This is a genomic window from Rhodococcus baikonurensis (genome assembly GCF_040489275.1).
Lineage (GTDB): Bacteria > Actinomycetota > Actinomycetes > Mycobacteriales > Mycobacteriaceae > Rhodococcus_F > Rhodococcus_F baikonurensis.
The window spans coordinates 56,374-74,163 of sequence record NZ_JBEUOQ010000013.1 but is presented as its reverse complement, the minus strand read 5'-3'; the positions used below and the strand labels follow the sequence as shown (position 1 = coordinate 74,163).

The 17,790-nt window shown below is 62.4% G+C and carries 14 protein-coding genes and 2 tRNA genes; 8 read left to right on the top strand and 8 right to left on the bottom strand.

The annotated features are described in order from the left end of the window. Positions 1-22: 22 nt before the first annotated feature. Together pepN and ABWI03_RS25610 are read right to left on the bottom strand one after the other, a co-directional pair. Positions 23-2,602: an aminopeptidase N gene (gene pepN, locus ABWI03_RS25615; RefSeq protein WP_298781274.1), complete on the bottom strand. Its 2,580-nt coding sequence runs from the start codon at positions 2,600-2,602 to the stop codon at positions 23-25. A 65-nt stretch (positions 2,603-2,667) separates the two neighbouring features. Beyond that, positions 2,668-3,903, bottom strand: a complete 1,236-nt coding sequence (locus ABWI03_RS25610) for an NAD(P)/FAD-dependent oxidoreductase (RefSeq protein ID WP_298781271.1) — start codon at positions 3,901-3,903, stop codon at positions 2,668-2,670. Between the two features lie 166 nt (positions 3,904-4,069). Here ABWI03_RS25610 and ABWI03_RS25605 point away from each other — a divergent pair, with 166 nt between their 5' ends. Next, positions 4,070-4,693: a DsbA family oxidoreductase gene (locus ABWI03_RS25605; RefSeq protein ID WP_003944541.1), complete on the top strand. Its 624-nt coding sequence runs from the start codon at positions 4,070-4,072 to the stop codon at positions 4,691-4,693. On the opposite strand, the gene ABWI03_RS25600 is transcribed toward ABWI03_RS25605, so the two are convergent. Then, positions 4,681-5,559 carry a M48 family metallopeptidase gene (locus tag ABWI03_RS25600; RefSeq protein ID WP_298781267.1) on the bottom strand — a complete coding sequence of 293 codons (879 nt, stop codon included), beginning with the start codon at positions 5,557-5,559 and terminating at the stop codon, positions 4,681-4,683. The two genes, ABWI03_RS25605 and ABWI03_RS25600, sit on opposite strands and share 13 nt — an antisense overlap. Positions 5,560-5,659: 100 nt before the next feature. On the opposite strand from ABWI03_RS25600, the gene ABWI03_RS25595 reads away from it, so the two are divergent. Together ABWI03_RS25595 and ABWI03_RS25590 are read left to right on the top strand one after the other, a co-directional pair. Beyond that, positions 5,660-6,133 carry a ribose-5-phosphate isomerase gene (locus ABWI03_RS25595; RefSeq protein WP_095969714.1) on the top strand — a complete coding sequence of 158 codons (474 nt, stop codon included), beginning with the start codon at positions 5,660-5,662 and terminating at the stop codon, positions 6,131-6,133. A 15-nt stretch (positions 6,134-6,148) separates the two neighbouring features. Further along, on the top strand, positions 6,149-6,946 hold the full coding sequence (locus ABWI03_RS25590) for an Fpg/Nei family DNA glycosylase (protein ID WP_095969715.1): 798 nt from the start codon (positions 6,149-6,151) through the stop codon (positions 6,944-6,946). Here the strand turns inward: ABWI03_RS25590 and ABWI03_RS25585 are convergent. Beyond that, a complete protein-coding gene (locus ABWI03_RS25585) occupies positions 6,943-7,731 on the bottom strand; it encodes a DUF1542 domain-containing protein (RefSeq protein ID WP_298781456.1) in 789 nt (262 codons plus the stop codon). The two genes, ABWI03_RS25590 and ABWI03_RS25585, sit on opposite strands and share 4 nt — an antisense overlap. A 193-nt stretch (positions 7,732-7,924) precedes the next feature. Then, positions 7,925-7,998: transfer RNA gene (locus ABWI03_RS25580), tRNA-Gly, on the bottom strand. A gap of 407 nt (positions 7,999-8,405) precedes the next feature. Between ABWI03_RS25580 and ABWI03_RS25575 the strand changes: the two genes are divergently transcribed. From ABWI03_RS25575 to clpX, 5 genes are all read left to right on the top strand, one after another. Next, positions 8,406-8,479, top strand: a tRNA-Pro gene (locus ABWI03_RS25575). 114 nt (positions 8,480-8,593) lie between these two features. After that, positions 8,594-9,967 carry a trigger factor gene (gene tig, locus ABWI03_RS25570; protein ID WP_095969716.1) on the top strand — a complete coding sequence of 458 codons (1,374 nt, stop codon included), beginning with the start codon at positions 8,594-8,596 and terminating at the stop codon, positions 9,965-9,967. Positions 9,968-10,183: 216 nt separating this feature from the next. Beyond that, positions 10,184-10,771, top strand: a complete 588-nt coding sequence (locus ABWI03_RS25565) for an ATP-dependent Clp protease proteolytic subunit (protein WP_007730960.1) — start codon at positions 10,184-10,186, stop codon at positions 10,769-10,771. 48 nt (positions 10,772-10,819) lie between these two features. Then, positions 10,820-11,482 carry an ATP-dependent Clp protease proteolytic subunit gene (locus ABWI03_RS25560; RefSeq protein WP_003944539.1) on the top strand — a complete coding sequence of 221 codons (663 nt, stop codon included), beginning with the start codon at positions 10,820-10,822 and terminating at the stop codon, positions 11,480-11,482. 347 nt (positions 11,483-11,829) lie between these two features. Next, complete coding sequence (gene clpX, locus ABWI03_RS25555) at positions 11,830-13,110, top strand: ATP-dependent Clp protease ATP-binding subunit ClpX (RefSeq protein ID WP_003944582.1); 1,281 nt, start codon at positions 11,830-11,832, stop codon at positions 13,108-13,110. 84 nt (positions 13,111-13,194) lie between these two features. Here the strand turns inward: clpX and ABWI03_RS25550 are convergent, their stop codons facing one another. From ABWI03_RS25550 to ABWI03_RS25540, 3 genes are all read right to left on the bottom strand, one after another. After that, positions 13,195-14,532 (bottom strand): MFS transporter, encoded by a 1,338-nt coding sequence (locus ABWI03_RS25550; RefSeq protein ID WP_206029568.1) that lies wholly within the window; start codon positions 14,530-14,532, stop codon positions 13,195-13,197. Between the two features lie 190 nt (positions 14,533-14,722). Continuing rightward, a complete protein-coding gene (locus ABWI03_RS25545; protein ID WP_298781257.1) occupies positions 14,723-16,945 on the bottom strand; it encodes a glycoside hydrolase family 3 C-terminal domain-containing protein in 2,223 nt (740 codons plus the stop codon). A 71-nt stretch (positions 16,946-17,016) separates the two neighbouring features. After that, positions 17,017-17,691, bottom strand: coding sequence for a TetR/AcrR family transcriptional regulator (locus tag ABWI03_RS25540; protein ID WP_298781254.1), 675 nt, complete (start codon positions 17,689-17,691; stop codon positions 17,017-17,019). Positions 17,692-17,790: the final 99 nt, after the last annotated feature.

Genomic DNA, 17,790 nt, shown 5'->3' with positions numbered 1-17,790 from the left:
GCGGGCACCGGCCTTTCGCATGTCAGCTCGCGTCGAACTTCCGTGCGGCGAGCGAACGAACCACACCGGCCTGGCCTTCGACGACCAGACGACGGAGCGCGGGAGGGATGTCGCCTTCGAGGAATCGGTCTGCGGCCGCGACGGATTCTGCAGAGATCGACCACGACGGGTACAGCCCGATGACAACCGTCTGTGCCACTTCGCTCGAGCGTCGTTCCCACACTGCCGCGATGTCGGCGAAGTAGCGGGAGACGAAGGGTTCGAGCAATTCGTCCTGGCCTTCGCGAGCAAACCCGCCGATGATGGATCGCGCGGTGATGTTGGGCACCGAGTCGTCGCCGACGACCTTCGCCCAGACCTCTTCCTTGACAGCGGCCTGCGGACGTCCGGCCGCGGCAGCCGCGGCTTGACGAGCGCCCGCCGCGGTCGGGTCACGCTGGGCTTCGGCGTCGATGAACGGAGTTGCAGTTCCTTCGGCGTCGATCTCACCGGCAGCTGCGAGTGCCCCGACGATGCGCCAGCGAAGATCCGTGTCGACGATCAGGCCGTCGAGCCCAACGGTGGAGGGATCGGCGTCGAGCAATTCGCGCAGAACCTCGGTGTGCCACGGGGAGAGTGCGGCGCCGGTGAGTGCGTTGACGAATGCCAGCTGGTGGTCGGACCCGGCCTCTGCCTCACGTGCGAGTTCGAGCAACCGATTGGCGAAGCTCGCCGCGCCTTCGGCCTCGGCCCAGGCAGGGTCTGCGTAGGAGCCGATGGCGGTCTGGGCCTGGAGCAAGAGACGTTGCACCACACCGACTTCGGTCTCCGAACTGATGCCGCGCTCGACCAGTGCGACGAAGTCGCGTGCCTTCAGTTCGGCCTGACGGGTCATTTCCCACGCCGCCGACCAGACCAAGGTGCGGGGGAGCGACTCGGTGATGTCGCCGACTCGCTCGATCGCGGTCGCCAACGATTCGGGATCGAGTCGCACGGAGCCGTAGGTGAGATCGTCGTCGTTGACCAACACGAGTGCACCGCGGGCGACGCCGACAAGTTCGGGGACATCGGTGCTCTCCACAGCATCGAGGTCGAGTTCGACGCGATGGCTTCGCACCAACTTGCCGTCGACGTCGTCGTAGATGCCGATGGCGATCCGGTGGATTCGACGCTCCCCGGCGCCGGGGGCGGCACCGTCCTGCAGGACGGCGAAGCGGGTGAACTTTCCGTCTGCGTCGACGTCGAAGTCGGGTCGCAGGATGTTGAGGCCGGTGGTCTTGAGCCACTGTCGACCCCAGTCGGAAAGGTCACGGCCCGAAGACTTTTCGAGTGAGCCCAGCAGATCGTCGAAGGTTGCGTTTCCGAATGCGTGCTCACGGAAGTACTCACGCAGTCCGGCGAGGAACGGCTCGAGTCCGACGTAGGCAACCAACTGCTTGAGTACGCTGGCGCCCTTGGCGTAGGTGATGCCGTCGAAGTTGACCTCGACGGCGGCCAGGTCCGGAATGTCCGCGGCAATCGGGTGCGTCGACGGCAACTGATCCTGGCGGTATGCCCACGACTTCTCGACGTTGGCGAACGTCGTCCACGCGTTCGTGTACTCGGTCGCTTCGGTCTGGCACAGGACCGAAGCGAAGGTCGCGAACGACTCGTTGAGCCACAGGTCGTCCCACCACGCCATCGTGACGAGGTCTCCGAACCACATGTGCGCCATTTCGTGCAGGACCGTCTCGGCACGACGCTCGTACGAGTAGCGGGTCACCTTGGAGCGGAAGACGTAGTCCTCGAGGAAGGTCACGGCGCCGGCATTCTCCATCGCGCCCGCATTGAATTCGGGGACGAAGAGCTGGTCGTACTTGCCGAAGGCATAGGGAACGCCGAAGTTGCGGTGGTAGAAGTCGAATCCCTGCTTGGTCTCGGTGAAGAGCCGCTCCTCGTCCATGAACTCGGCCAGCGAAGAGCGGCAGAAGATTCCGAGGGGGATGTCGCCGTGCTCGTCGGAGTAGTTGTCGGTCCACTGCGCGTAGGGACCGGCGATGAGCGCCACCAGGTACGTGCTCATCTTCGGGGTGGTCCGGAAGACGTGCTGGCCTGGATCGGCGGCGAGTGTCTCGACGACAGCGGAGTTGGAGATGACCTTCCACGACGTGGGAGCGGTGACGCGGACATCGAACGTGGCCTTCAGATCGGGCTGATCGAAGCACGCGAACATGCGCTTGGCGTCGGCCGTCTCGAACTGTGAATAGAGATAGACGGCGTCATCGGTCGGGTCGACGAATCGGTGCAGCCCCTCGCCGGTGTGGGAGTAGATGCAATCGGCCTCGATGACCAGTTCGTTGTCGGCAGCGAGGTCGGGCAGGCTGATGCCCGTCGACTCGTCGTAGTCGGAGACGTCGAGCGCGGTGCCGTTGAGGACCGCGGAATGGACTCGGGCCGCGACGATGTCGATGAAGCTGCTTGCGCCTGCCGTCGCCGTGAACGTGACGGTGGTCTTCGAGGAGAACGTCTCCTCGCCGGGTGCGTCATTGCCGTCGGTGAGATCGAGTTCGATCAGGTAGTTCTGGACGGTCAGGATTGCCGACCGTTGCGCTGCGGTTTCGCGTGTCAGGTTAGGTGCGACCACAAAGATCTCCTCGTAGATGGTGCGGATCTATTACGTCCATCCCATCACGAAGAGAACGACTGCACTCAAGCGGACACTTCTGCCAGCGGAATCTCCGGATCGGCCAAACGCTCCGGATCGACGGGGCCTGAAGACGCGACCAATTCCTTGATGGCGTCACCGGCGTCCCAGATGTTCACGTTCATGCCGGCGAGCACCTTGTTCGCGGAATCGAGCCAGAATGCCAGGAACTCGCGCTTGTCGACGTCGCCGCGAGTGACCACACGGGAGTAGCCGCCGTGCGGTGCGTGACCCACGTATTCCATCCCGAGGTCGTACTGGTCGGTGAAGAAATACGGCATGCGCACGTACTCGGCAGGCCGCCCCAACATGGTGTCTGCGGCCGTCTCAGGCTGGTTGAGCGCGTTTGCCCAGTGCTCCACCCGAATTCGTGCGTTCAGAATCGGATGCTGTGCGGCCGCGATGTCGCCCACTGCGACGATGTCCGGGTCGCTGCTCTGCAGACCGGCATCGACGAGAACGCCGTTGTCGACGTCGATACCCGCCCCCGACGCCAACTCGGTGTTCGGCAACGCGCCGACAGCGATCAACACGGCGTCGGCCGGAATCACGGTGCCGTCGCTCAAAGTGACACCCGAGGCGTGATCGCCGTCGACAGAGATTGCGCTGACGTCCGTGCCGGTGCGCAAGTCGACGCCGTTCTGGCGGTGCAGAGCGGCGAAGACCTCACCCATTTCCGGGCCGAGGGTCGATTCGAGCGGAAGGCCGGCATGTTCGAGCACGGTGACGTCGACGTCGAAACCGCGGGCCGACGCGGCAATTTCGAGACCGATCCAGCCGGCACCGATCACGACGAGCTTCTTGTCGGCGGCCAGGGTGCGCAGCAGCGCAGCGGCCTGATCGACTGTTCGTACGTAGTGAACGCCTTCGGCGTCGGACCCCGGGATGTCGAGGCGCCGCGAACGTGAACCGGTGGCCAAGGCGAGCTTGTCGTAGCTGATCGTGGAACCGTCCGGAAGTGACACGGTGTGCGCAGCGGGGTCGATGGCCGTTGCCGTCGTTCCCGGACGAAGATCGATGTGATGGTCGCGGAACCACTCGCCGTCGTGGACGGTGAATTCGGGGAGTGTCTTCTTGCCCGCGAAGAACTCCTTCGACAGTGGCGGCCGCTCGTACGGGAGGTGGTCTTCTTCACTCAAAACGGTGATCTCACCGTCGAAATCTCTGTCACGCAGGGCTTCTGCGATCTTTGCGCCCGCGAGCCCGCCGCCGACGATCACGAATCTCCGGTTGGTGCTCATTACTGAACCACTCCTTCGTACTCGTTTCTTTTCGACACTACTGCGATCGGAAGGTAGTTCGGGGGAAAGCGCGGGAAGGATTGCGGGTTCATGATTGTTGGCAGAACGGGAGTATGTCCCCGAACTGATATGACCTGACCGACATGAACTGATAGGGAGTTTCTTCGTGAGCGCAACCTCGAGCAAGACCACGGACACTGCTGACTTCTGGTTCGACCCGCTCTGCCCGTGGTGCTGGATCACCTCGCGCTGGATTCTCGAAGCCCAGCAGGTACGCGACATCGAGGCCAAGTTCCACGTGATGAGCCTTGCGGTTCTCAACGAGGGCCGCGACCTTCCCGACGAGTACCGCGAGATGATGACCAAGGCCTGGGGCCCGGTCCGCGTCGCTATCGCTGCAGCGCAGCTGAAGGGTGACGAGATCCTGCTGCCGCTGTACACGGCCATGGGTACGAAGATTCACAACGAGGGAAACAAAGATTTCGCCGACGTCATCAAGTCGTCCCTCGCCGAGGTGGGCCTGCCCCCTGAATTGGCCGAGGCTGCCGACACCGACAAGTACGACGAGGCACTGCGTGAGAGCCACCACAAGGGTATGGACGCCGTCGGACCCGACGTCGGAACCCCGACGATCCATGTCAACGGCGTGGCGTTCTTCGGTCCCGTGCTGTCACGCATCCCGCGCGGCGAGGATGCAGGCAAGGTCTGGGACGGCGCCGTCGCGCTGGCCGGTTACCCCCACTTCTTCGAGCTCAAGCGGACCCGCAACGAGGATCCTCAGTTCGACTGAGCGGCAGTGAGCGCCGGATTTCGGTAGAGCTGACCGGGCCGGAAGAACAGACGCCCTGAGTGCGTGCGGTTGCGAAGCGCGGCCGCACGCCAGGTCAGCACCGGATGTGACGACAAGATGTTGACGAACCACGGGAAGAAACCGGATTCGAGTGTCGCGCGATCGGCGAGTTCGTCGAACCCGACCAGACTCACGAGATACTTTCCGGCGCCGAGGACACCCATGGCGCCCGGTGCTCCCTGGGGGCGCATGTGGAAACCGAAGTTGTCTGCCGTGTACTCCATGGAACGAGACAGCGAAGACCCGATCACCGGAATGTAGTTCGACGCGAACTGTCCCCACTGACGCCAGTAAGACGCATGCCCAGCAGCGATGTGGCCGACCTCGTGGCCGATGATGAATGCGAGCGCATCGGGCTCGCGAGCCTTCCCACCGACTTCGAACAGGTCGCTGTAGACGACGACGAAACGGCGAAATCCGTGCCCCGACGCAAACGCGTTGATCCGTCCGTTCCCCAGCACGACGTAGGCATCCGGCGGAGTTTGCATGCCGAACCGTGCCGCAGCCTCGGCAACCAGCTGATACCCCTCCGGAAATTGTGAAGGCGTCATCTTGATTCCGTTGACCTGTTGCGATCCGTACAGCTGTCCTCGCGCGAGGAACAGCAGGATCGGAGCCGCGAGCACCACGAGGATCCATGTCGACAGATCACCCGCAGCGATCAGGACGATCGCCACCACATAAGTGACGACCGTCGTCAGCACCGCGAGCACGAGTAGCGGAATTTCCCACGGGTGGCGAACGGCGTCACCGCCCGGTGACACACGAACGGCGGGTGCAGCGGCCTGGCCGTTGACGGGGTACATGGGCACCACGATAGGTGCGCTCGCGCGGTGATGCGTGTTCCTGAAAGTGTGACGTCGACCCGGGTGCGCCCGGCTGGTCGGGCCTGAGAGAATTGTCGCCATGCGCGTATACCTGGGTGCCGACCATGCCGGATTCGAACGTAAGAACGAGATCATCGAACACCTGAAAGCGAACGGCCACGAGGCCGTCGACTGTGGTGCTCACGAGTACGACGCCGTGGACGACTACCCGGCATTCTGCATCGAAGCCGCAAAGCGCGTCGTTGCGGACGAAGGCAGCCTGGGAATCGTCCTGGGCGGCAGTGGCAACGGCGAGCAGATCGCAGCGAACAAAGTCCCCGGCGCACGGTGCGCCCTCGCCTGGAGCGTCGAAACGGCGAAGCTGGCCCGCGAGCACAACAACGCTCAGCTGATCGGCATCGGCGGACGTATGCATTCCCTCGAGGAGTCGCTTGCCATCGTCGACGCTTTCCTCGCCACCGCATGGTCGGGTGAAGAGCGCCACCAGCGTCGTATCGACATCTTGTCCGAGTACGAGAAGACCGGCGTCGCACCGGCTCTGCCGCAAGCCTGATTCGAAAGTTGTTCCGTGCCTGAAGGTCATACCCTGCATCGGCTGGCACGGTTGCATGCCCGCAAGTTCGTCGGTTCACCGGTCCGCGTCCTCAGTCCGCAAGGCAGATTCGCCGAGGACGCGCGGTTGGTGGACGGACACGTACTCACGTCCTCGGATGCCTGGGGAAAGCACCTCTGGCACACCTATGACAACGGATTGACAGTTCACGTACACCTCGGGCTGTACGGAAAGTTCACCGACTCCGCCCTACCGATGGAAGAACCGGTAGGCCAGGTCCGGATGCGAATGGTCGGTGCCGATTTCGGCACCGACCTTCGTGGTCCCACTGCCTGCGAAGTCCTGCTGCCCCCTCAGGTCGCCGCGATCGAGGCGAGACTCGGGCCGGACCCATTGCGCCGCGACGCGGATCCGGAGAAAGCCTGGTTGCGAATCTCCAAGTCCAAGAAGGCGATCGGCGCGCTGCTCATGGACCAGGCGGTCCTGGCGGGTGTCGGCAACGTCTACCGCGCCGAACTTCTCTTTCGTCACGGAATCAACCCTGAACGACCGGGGAATCTTCTCTCTCACGACGAATGGACTGCCATGTGGGCAGATCTTGTCGAGTTGATGAAAGTCGGTGTCAGGCGCGGGAAGATGCACGTCGTTCGCGCCGAGCACGACAACGGAGATCCGGCGTACGCGAAGGATCGTCCGCGGACCTACGTCTACAGAAGAGCAGGATCGCCGTGCCGCGTGTGCGGCACGCCGATCCTGCATTCCGTCATGGAGGCGCGAAACCTGTTCTGGTGCCCGGTGTGTCAGTCGGCTTAGAAGTCGAAGCCGCCGAAGTCCCCACCGCCGAAATCGCCGCCTCCGAAGTCCCCGTAGTCGCCGCCTCCGCCGTCTGCGGTGAAATCGGTGTTGTCGATACTTCCTTGGTCCGTACCGGAGTCACCGGCGTCCATACCCTGATCTCCCGAGTCGCCGGAGTCACCCTGGTCTCCGGAGTCACCGCCGGCTCCCGTATCGCCACCCTGCGCGAAAGCTTCTGCGCTGTAAGGAACCCCGGCCATTCCGGAGAACATGGTCGAGAACAGCATCATCGAACCCAGACCCCACGCCCCGGCGACGAGGGCAGGCTTCCACCACGGCTCGGAGTACCAGCCGGCCGGGACCGGGCGTCCTGCGACTCGGCCGCCGGGGTAGTAGTTGGGTGTGTGCGACGACGGATTGGGTGATGCGGCGACCTTGCGGCCCTCGAATTCCACCTCGCGATCTTCGGTGACCGAACCCGCGGCCTTCTGTCCGTCGATGGAAGGAACGTCCGGTCCCGGATCCATGCCCATCGCCACCCGTGCCGCGCGGATGTAGTAAAGCCCTTCCAGTGCAGTCTGTTTCGCGAGACGTGCCTGCACCGGCGTTGCGGCCTGATCGATCTGCGAGCCTGCGGCGTTGTATCGTTCGGCCGCGTCGGCGAGGGCTTGGCGCGACGCGTCGTCACTGCCGGTCAGGTTGTAGACCTGACCGCCGAGGCGTTCGATCGCCTGCCGGGCATCGGCTTTCGCGTCGTCGAGTTGCGTTGCGCTGTGGCCGGAACCGCGTTGCTGGCTTTTCATGACCAGAAATACGACTACGGCCAGAACGACGAGTATGAGAAGAATCGTGGTCACGAGTGGCCTCCCGAGCAGAATCGATCCGGACAACTCCAGGATACGGACTGCAGGGGAGTGGTCTGAGCGGGCAAAGTCTGAACACAAAAAATCCGCACCGGCTGGGCCGGTGCGGATTTTTGTGGAGTTTCCCTCCTGATGGAGGGGATGACGGGAATCGAACCCGCGTGATCAGTTTGGAAGACTGAGGCTCTACCATTGAGCTACATCCCCGTGCATACGACAACTCGGGATCGCCGTGTTCGTCGTCTGCGATACGAAACTGTACCCAATGCCCCACCGGATTTCATAATCGGGGGGTCGGAGAAGTTCGAGACCGTCGTTCACCTGGGGAATTTCGATTTGCCCGGCGAGTCGGGGTGTCTTTTCCTTCCGGCCCGGCCTCTGATTCCGGCTCGCATCACGGTTCAGGCAAGGCTGTATGTGGCGGCGGTGGATGACATAGTTGAATGACATACTTGCGGGGGCGGACAGCCGGGCCGTGTACAAACGGCGGTCGGGTTCGTGAGAGAGTAGTGAGCGCGATAGGGTTGTGCGCGGTCACCGATGGTGGCTGCCTTTGTGGCCCGCTGTCTTTGTGGCCTCGGATGGCCGTATCGTGTGTTTCATGTGATCGGAAACGGGATGTAGCGCAGCTTGGTAGCGCATCCGCTTTGGGAGCGGAGGGTCGCAGGTTCAAATCCTGTCATCCCGACAAGTACGTACATGGCACTCACCTCCAGCAAGTACGGGAGTGGAGTGCCGCGCCAGACAGCAGTACCGATTCAACACAAGTTGTGAGCAAGACCAGACGAAGGAGCGAAGTTTCGTGAAGAGCACCGTCGAGCAGCTCAGCCCGACGCGAGTCCGTATCAACGTTGAGGTGCCCTTCGCGGAACTCAAGTCTGATTTCGACAAGGCCTACAAGGCCCTCGCGCAGCAGATTCGTCTCCCCGGCTTCCGCCCCGGTAAGGCTCCGGCCCGACTCCTCGAAGCGCGTGTCGGTCGCGGCGCAGTGCTCGAGCAGGTTGTCAACGACGCTCTGCCGTCGCGTTACTCCGAGGCTGTCACCAGCGCCGGCGTGAAGGCCATCGGCCAGCCCGAGATCGAGGTCACCAAGATCGAAGACGGCGAGCTCCTCGAGTTCACCGCCGAGGTCGACGTGCGCCCCGAGATCGAGCTTCCCGACTTCAGCTCCATCAACGTCGAGGTCGATCCGATCGAGATCACCGACGAAGCCATCGAAGAGCAGCTGCTTTCGCTGCGTCAGCGTTTCGGCACCCTCACCGGCGTCGACCGCGCAGTCGAGGACGGAGACTTCGTCTCGATCGACCTGTCGGCCACCGTCGACGGCGAGAACGTTGCCGAGGCAACCGCGAGCGGACTGTCGCACGAGGTCGGATCGGGCCAGCTCATCGAGGGCCTCGACGAAGCCATCGTCGGCCTCAAGGCGGGGGAGTCCAAGGACTTCACGTCGACGCTGGTCGCCGGCGAGTACGCGGGCAAGGAAGCTGTTGTCACCGTGACCGTGCAGACGGTCAAGGAGCGCGAGCTTCCGGCTGAGGACGACGAGTTCGCTCAGCTCGCCAGCGAGTTCGACACCCTGGAAGAACTGAAGGCTGACCTCCGTGAGCGCGTCGCACGCGTCCGCAAGGTCGAGCAGGCCGGTCAGATCCGCGACAAGGTTCTCGAGCAGCTGCTCGAGACCGTCGAGGTTCCGTTGCCGGAGGCCGTTGTCAAGGCTGAGGTCGACGCTGCACTGCACGACGCCGTTCACGGTCTCGATCACGACGAAGAGGCACTGAACAAGCTCCTCGAAGAGCAGGGCAGCAGCCGCGAAGAGTTCGACAAGGATGCACAGGAAGCCGCTGAGCGCTCCGTCAAGACGCAGCTCTTGCTCGACTCGATCGCCGATGCGGGCAACGTCACCGTCGGTCAGGACGAGCTCACCGAGCGCATCCTGTTCCAGGCGCAGCGTTACGGCATGGCTCCCGAGCAGTTCATCCAGCAGATCCAGCAGGCAAACCAGCTCGGCGCCGTCTTCGCAGACGTCCGTCGTGGCAAGGCTCTCGCGTCCGTCGTCGAGTCGGCCGGTGTCAAGGACACCTCCGGCGCAGTCGTCGACACCGCTGAACTGTTCGGCAGCAGCGAGGACGAAACCGAAGCGGATGCGTCTGATTCCGCCGAGAGCGAAGACAAGTAAAAACGCAGGCGGACGGGTGTTTTCACCACGATCGACTGCACTGAGTTTTCCGCTTTGAGCGAAGTAGGGCGGCACCGGGACTCCGGTGCCGCCCTACTTCGTTACTGTCTGTGTCAGTAGATGTGTTTCGCATAGACGATCCACCGCACAAGTAGATCCACATAGAAGGCAGGTACCGTGACTTCCAATCACCTGGAGACTTTGCAGAGTCCCGCCATGACTTCAGCGACCGCTGGGTTGAACCTCAGCGACTCGGTGTACGAGCGCTTGCTGCGAGAGCGCATCATTTTCCTCGGTACCCAGGTCGACGACGACATCGCCAACAAGCTGTGCGCACAGATCCTGCTGCTCTCGGCCGAGGACCCGACGCGAGACATCTCGCTCTACATCAACTCGCCCGGTGGATCCGTGACCGCAGGTATGGCGATCTTCGACACGATGCAGTTCGCCGAGTGCGACATCGCCACCTTCGGCATGGGCCTTGCGGCGTCGATGGGTCAGTTCCTGCTCTCGGCAGGCACCAAGGGCAAGCGTTACGCACTGCCGCACGCTCGCATCATGATGCACCAGCCGTCCGCCGGTATCGGTGGTTCCGCCAGTGACATCGCGATCATGGCCGAGCAGTTCAAGCACACCAAGCGCGAGATGGCCGAGCTGATCGCTCAGCACACCGGCCAGACGGTCGAGCAGATCACCGCGGACTCCGACCGTGACCGTTGGTTCACGGCGAAGGAAGCTCTCGAGTACGGCTTCGTCGACCACGTCGTCTCCCGTGCGAATCAGGCCGGCGGCACCGGCAACTGAGCCGGTTCGTCCATCCTTTCGCTGCCCAATTCATACTTTGGAGAACTGATGACCAATCTTTTCGGAGCTAACTCGCTGGGCGGCCAGGCGCCGTCGGGCCCCCAATCGCGTTACATCCTGCCCCAGTTCACGGAGCAGACCAGCTATGGCGTCAAGACGTCCGACCCGTACAACAAGCTGTTCGAGGAGCGCATCATCTTCCTCGGCTCGCAGGTCGACGACGTCTCCGCCAACGACCTCATGGCCCAGTTGCTGGTTCTCGAATCGCAGGATCCGGACCGCGACATCACCATGTACATCAACTCGCCCGGTGGTTCGTTCACCGCGCTGATGGCGATCTACGACACGATGCAGTACGTCCGTGCCGACATCTCCACTGTCTGCCTCGGTCAGGCTGCTTCGGCAGCTGCTGTGCTTCTCGCCGGTGGTACGCCGGGCAAGCGCTTCGCGCTTCCCAACTCGCGCATTCTGATTCACCAGCCGGCCACGGGCGGCATCCAGGGTCAGGTTTCCGATCTGGAGATCCAGGCTGCGGAGATCGAGCGTATGCGTCGGCTCATGGAGAGCACGCTGTCGCTGCACACGGGTAAGGATCCGGAGACCATCCGCGTCGACACCGATCGCGACAAGATCCTCACGGCCGAGCAGGCCAAGGAGTACGGCATCATCGACGACGTGCTGGCTTACCGGAAGCTCAGCGCACAGAAGTAGTCGATTTCCGCCTCGTGTCGTGGATCTGTATCGCGATTCCCGACACGAGGCGGACACGTCGAAAAGTGCCTGGTGGAGCGCTCGCCAGGCTGAAATCTCGACTCTTTTCTTTTTTATCCGCAGGCGAAACGCCGAGAACAGGTCGACCCCGTTCGGGATCTGCGGGTACCGTCACTTCACGGGCTGGTTCTCGACCGGCGTTCTGCGATTGTTCGACCAGATTTGTTCGATCAGTTCGTCTGATCTGACAACTACCGATCTGACAACTACCGACGTACTGCGGAGCGTCTCGGCCGATCGAGTGGCGGCGAGTGCACGTACATGATGGAAAGTAGGGACCTCACGAGATGGCACGCATCGGCGACGGCGGGGATCTGCTCAAGTGCTCTTTCTGCGGTAAGAGTCAGAAGCAGGTCAAAAAGCTCATTGCAGGACCCGGGGTGTACATCTGCGACGAGTGCATCGACCTCTGCAACGAGATCATCGAAGAGGAATTGGCCGAGTCGAGCGAGGTAAAACTCGACGAGCTTCCCAAGCCTGCGGAGATCCGAGAATTCCTCGAGAACTACGTCATCGGTCAGGACTCCGCCAAGCGGACGCTGGCCGTCGCCGTCTACAACCACTACAAGCGCATTCAGGCCGGAGACAAGGGCCGTGATGCGCGGGGTGAGACGGTTGAGCTCGCAAAATCCAACATCTTGATGCTCGGCCCCACCGGCTGTGGCAAGACGTACCTCGCTCAGACTCTCGCGAAGATGCTCAACGTCCCGTTCGCCATCGCCGATGCGACGGCGTTGACCGAGGCGGGCTATGTCGGCGAGGACGTGGAGAACATTCTGCTCAAGCTGATTCAGGCTGCCGACTACGACGTCAAGCGCGCCGAGACCGGAATCATCTACATCGACGAGGTCGACAAGATCGCGCGTAAGAGCGAGAACCCGTCGATCACGCGTGACGTGTCCGGCGAAGGTGTTCAGCAGGCGTTGCTGAAGATCCTCGAAGGTACGCAGGCGAGCGTCCCGCCGCAGGGCGGTCGTAAGCATCCGCACCAGGAATTCATTCAGATCGACACGACGAACGTGCTGTTCATCGTTGCGGGCGCGTTCGCCGGTCTCGAGCGGATCGTCTCCGATCGCGTCGGCAAGCGCGGTATCGGATTCGGTGCCGAGGTTCGGTCGAAGGCCGAACTGGATACGGTCGATCGTTTCGCCGAGGTCATGCCGGAGGATTTGATCAAGTTCGGTCTGATTCCGGAGTTCATCGGCCGACTGCCGATGATCGCGTCGGTGACCAACCTCGACAAGGAATCGCTGGTTCAGATCTTGTCGGAGCCCAAGAACGCTCTCGTCAAGCAGTACCGTCGTCTCTTCGACATGGACGGCGTCGAACTCGAGTTCACCGAAGAGGCTCTGGATGCGATCGCCGATCAGGCGATCTTGCGTGGAACCGGTGCTCGTGGCCTGCGCGCCATCATGGAAGAGGTTCTTCTTCCCGTGATGTACGACATCCCCAGCCGTGACGACGTCGAAAAGGTGGTCGTCACCGCGGAGACCGTCAACGACAACGTACTTCCGACCATCGTTCCGCGTAAGCCGGAACGTGGCGAGCGCCGCGACAAGACGGCGTAGAAACTTCAAAACGACTGTGGCCCGGCATCTCTCGCGAGATGTCGGGCCACAGTCGTTCGTGCAGGGCGTCTGCGGGGTGTTCGACTAGATCGGGTTGCCGAGTTCCTTGAGGGGAGTGCGGAACGTCTCCTTGGCGGTGAACGCCGAGATCGCGCAGATGACGCAGGCCACCGACGTCAGAATGGCAACGGGCATCCAGTGCGTCTTGTCGCCGCCCATGAGGGCGTTGCCTATGGCGGGCGCAAAGCCTGCGAGGGCGAAGCCGACCTGGGTGCCGATCGCGATGCCGGAGTAGCGGACCTTGGTGTTGAACATCTCGGAGTAGAACGACGGCCAGATGGCGTTCGGTGCAGCGTAGAAGACGGACATCAATCCGATTGCGGCGAGAAAGATCAGGGGAACGTTGCCGCTGGCGATTGCGCCGAAGTACACGTAGATGAACACCGCACTACCGAGGGCGCCACCGATGAACAGCGGCCTGCGACCGATCCTGTCGGAGAGCATCGCCCAGGCGGGCTGACTGAGCAAGGCCACGGCGTTGGCTGCGATGGCCACCCAGAGCATGGTCGACTTCGGAATCCCCACTTCCTCGGTGGTGGCGAAGGCGAGTCCGAAGACGGAGAAGATAGTGGAGACGACGGCGATGAAGGCGCAGCAGATCACGCGAATCAGATTTGCGCTGTGGGTGCGAAGAAGATCGGCGACAGGCAATTTGGCGACGGCCTTCGACTCCTGCTGCTCGGTGAACTCTTCGGGCTCTTCGAGCTTGAGACGCATGATGTATGCCGCCACGAGAACGATCAGGCTGCCCCAGAACGGGATTCGCCAGCCCCACGTGTAGAGGATGTCGTCAGGGAGTGCGGCGATGGGCAGGAAGACGAGGCTGGCGAGGATGAAGCCGGCCTGGGTGCCGTTGAGGGTCCAACTGCAGAAGAATGCGCGTCGACCTTCGGGAGCATGTTCGAGTGTCAGTGAGCTGGCACCGCTCTGTTCACCAGCGGCGGAGATGCCCTGGGCGATTCTCATCAGGACGAGAAGTATCGGTGCAAGAACTCCGATCGAATCGGCGCTGGGAATACATCCGATGAGGAACGTTGCCGCGCCCATCATGATGAGGGTGAGCAGCATGATCTTCTTGCGGCCGACGCGGTCACCGAAATGGCCGAGGACTACAGCGCCGAGGGGACGCGCGACGTACGCGACACCGAAGGTGGCCAGCGAAAGCAGTGCCGCATGTCCGCTGTCCGGGAAGAACACGGTGGGGAAGATGAGCGCAGCGGCGGAGGCGTAGATGTAGAAGTCGTAGTACTCGAGCATGCTGCCGAGAAACGACGATGTTGCGGCGCGCTTGACCTTGGTCGTATCCGGCCTGGCCAAGGACCCTGCCTCGGGCCCGGATGGTGTAACCGTGCTAGCTGACATGCTCAACTCCTGGGTGGAAGCGTCGTGGAGGCTCTACATCCGCCGATTGTGTTCGTATAAAGAACGTCTGTGCGGAGAGCGATACAAGGAATGTAACCGACGCCACAGCAACTACACAAGATTTGTAACCAAATAGTTCATAAAAATCTACTGGCGGTCACGCCGCGCGTCGAAACCGCAGTTCAGGGAGTTAGGAGGCCGGCTGTGCTGCCGCCGCCACCAACTGCTCCACCTGTTCCTCGGTGATCCCGAGGCCGAAGGTGGCGAGCTTTCCGAGCGGCATCGAACCGGCGAGCGCCATCATTTCGGGGCTGACCGATTGCGCACCTTCGCCCGCTGCGGCAGACATGGCGGCGCCGAGAACGGCACTGCCTACGGGATGGGCGAGCCATTCGCCGATGGTCGACATGGCGTCGAGCGTGCCGACGCCGACGTTTCCGGCCAGAGTGATGGTGTCGGTTCTCGCGATGTCCCGAGACGAGAAGCCGACGCGGATCTCGTAGTCGCCAGGTTCGATCGCCCAGTCCTGCGCCGCGACGGACCAATAGGCAAATGCTCTGGTGTCGAGAGTGATGTTCACAGTCGCAGATTCGTCGGGGTCGAGGTGGACCTTGGCAAAGCTCTTCAGTTCCTGCTCGGGACGGTCGATGCTTTCCGAGGCGTCGTGGACGTAGACCTGCACGACGGTGCTGCCCGCTCGATCGCCGCTGTTGCGCACGGTGACCGTCACTTCGGCGGAGTTCTCACCGGCCTCCACAGACGTATCGGTGATGTCGAAGGTGGTGTAGCTCAGCCCGAACCCGAACGGGTACGCCACTTCGCGCAGAGCGGAGTCGTAGTAGCGGTATCCCACGTACAGGCCTTCGCCGTAGCGGACGTGCTGCTGTGATCCCGGGAAATGCAGATACGACGGATTGTCTTGGAGGCGAAGCGGAATGGTCTCCGTGAGGCGGCCGGACGGATTCGTGATGCCGAACAGCAGATCGGCAATCGCCGAGCCGCCCGCCTGGCCGAGTAGCCAGCCCTCGAGGATTGCGGCGGCATGATCCTTCCAAGGCTCGATCGAAACCACACCGCCGTTGGCGAGCACGACGACCGTGTTCGGGTTCGCGCCGTGGACCGCTTCCAGCAGGGCGATCTGGTCAGCCGGCAGTTCGATGTCGGTTCGGTCGAATCCTTCGGATTCTGTGGCGGACGGTAGTCCGAGGAACAGCACCGCGACGTCAGCGCGGCGTGCGGCGTCGACAGCCTCGGTGACCATGTCGTCGTCCGGAGTGCCGTCGAAGGTGAAGCCCGGTGCGAAAGTGACGCGGTCGGCGCCTTCGAGGTCGAGGATCGCGTCCAAGGCATTGTCGAGCTTGGTTGGAACCACCTGTGAACTACCCGCCCCCTGGTACCGCGGGCTGCAGGCGAATTCGCCGATCACCGCGACAGTTTGCCCGCCGGGGGTCAGCGGCAGTAGTTCTCCGTCGTTGGCCAGCAATACAGCGGACTCCGCTGCAGCGGTCCGTGCCAGTTCGTGGTGACGCTCGACGTCGTACGTGTGGCCCTCGGTGCGCGCGGCGGCGGTGTGTTTCACCAGCGTAGACAGGCGCTCGGCCGCAGTGGTGAGCACGGATTCGTCAAGGTCGCCGCCGCGCACGGCGTCGACGATCTGGGTATCGGTGCCGGTCGGCGGCATTTCCAGGTCGAGGCCCGCGGCGAGTGCCGCCACGCGGTCGTTGACCGCTCCCCAGTCCGAAACGACGAGGCCGTCGAAGCCCCACTGTTCGCGCAGTACCTCGGTGAGCAGCCAATGGTTCTGGCTCGAGTACACACCGTTGATCTTGTTGTACGAGCACATGACCGTCGTCGGGGCCGCGGTCTTGACGGCGTATTCGAAGCCGGCCAGATAGATCTCGCGCAGCGTGCGTTCGTCGACGTCGGCACTGACTCTCATCCGGTCGTGTTCTTGGTTGTTGGCAGCGAAGTGCTTGAGCGAGGTTCCGACGCCGCGAGACTGGATACCGGTGATCAGCGCTGCCGCGACGCGGCCGGAGAGGAATGGGTCCTCGGAGACGTATTCGAAATTCCTGCCACACAAGGGTGATCGTTTGATGTTGATGCCTGGGCCGAGGAGGACCGAGACCTGTTCGGCTTTGGCTTCGTCGCCCAGAGCCTCACCGACCTGGCGGATGAGGTCGAGGTTCCACGACGAGCCCAACCCGACCGCCGGTGGGAAACATGTCGCTGGAATGCTGTGGCCGAGTCCGAGTGCGTCGCCGCCCTCGGGTTGTTTCCGGACTCCGTGCGGACCGTCGGTCAGGAGTATCGATTCGATTCCGGCAACGGACTGGCTGTGCCAGAAATCCGAGCCGGACGTCAACGACGCCTTCTCCTCGAGTGAAAGCCCGTCTACGTAATTCTCGGTCACGTCATTCCTCCCGGTGGCAGCTGTGAGTTCCACTCACCACCGTAGGGGGATTTTTCGGACTTCGGGGTGGGTCAGGACGGCGCCTTCGAGGTCAGGAACGTAACAACCATGTCGCCGAGCATTGTTCGAAGATGCTCACGATGCGTCGAGTCGGTCAGATCGCGGTCGAAGAGCGCTTTGAAGGTGTATCGGTTGGCGATCCGAAAGACGCAATAACTGCTGATCAACATGTGAATGTCGAGAGCATCGACGTCGGAGCGAAATACTCCCGCCTGCTGCCCGTCGTGGAGAATCTGCGAGACGAGATCGGCGGCAGGGGCGCCGAGGCCACTGAGCAGCTCGGACTTCTCGATGTGCTCACCGCGGAGCATGTTCTCGTTGGCCACCAGGCGAATGAAGTTCGGGTGCTGTTCGTGGTGGTCGAAGGTGAGTTCTGCCAAGGCGCGGACTGCTGCGGTGGGGTTCAATCCCTCGAGATCGAGTTCACGTTCCTGCGCACGAATGACGCTGTACGCATGCTCGAGGACGGACTTGTACAGCCCTTCCTTGTCGGTGAAGTAGTAGTAGATCATGCGCTTGGTGGTGTGAGTCTTGGTTGCGATCTCGTCTACCCGGGCGCCGGCGAATCCCTTGTCGGCAAACTCCTCGGTGGCGACGGCGATGATGTTCACCCTGGTCAGATCGCTGTTTCGGCGTCGCTTCTCCGGCTTCGACACCACGGAGTTCACTGACTGCTCGGAAACCATGTGCTCACTCTATCTGTCAGCAGTTTGTCGACTTTGCTTGTCGAGTTCGCGTCGGGGGAGTAACGTCCAGTGAACTAACTCACTAGTTCGTACATTAGT

Coding starts and splice junctions, on each gene's coding strand:
- ABWI03_RS25610 (WP_298781271.1), bottom strand. CDS start 3,903: ATGAGCACCAACCGGAGATTCGTGATCGTCGGCGGCGGGCTCGCGGGC.
- ABWI03_RS25600 (WP_298781267.1), bottom strand. CDS start 5,559: ATGTACCCCGTCAACGGCCAGGCCGCTGCACCCGCCGTTCGTGTGTCA.
- ABWI03_RS25595 (WP_095969714.1), top strand. CDS start 5,660: ATGCGCGTATACCTGGGTGCCGACCATGCCGGATTCGAACGTAAGAAC.
- ABWI03_RS25585 (WP_298781456.1), bottom strand. CDS start 7,731: ATGAAAAGCCAGCAACGCGGTTCCGGCCACAGCGCAACGCAACTCGAC.
- ABWI03_RS25565 (WP_007730960.1), top strand. CDS start 10,184: ATGACTTCAGCGACCGCTGGGTTGAACCTCAGCGACTCGGTGTACGAG.
- ABWI03_RS25560 (WP_003944539.1), top strand. CDS start 10,820: ATGACCAATCTTTTCGGAGCTAACTCGCTGGGCGGCCAGGCGCCGTCG.
- clpX (WP_003944582.1), top strand. CDS start 11,830: ATGGCACGCATCGGCGACGGCGGGGATCTGCTCAAGTGCTCTTTCTGC.
- ABWI03_RS25550 (WP_206029568.1), bottom strand. CDS start 14,532: ATGTCAGCTAGCACGGTTACACCATCCGGGCCCGAGGCAGGGTCCTTG.
- ABWI03_RS25540 (WP_298781254.1), bottom strand. CDS start 17,691: ATGGTTTCCGAGCAGTCAGTGAACTCCGTGGTGTCGAAGCCGGAGAAG.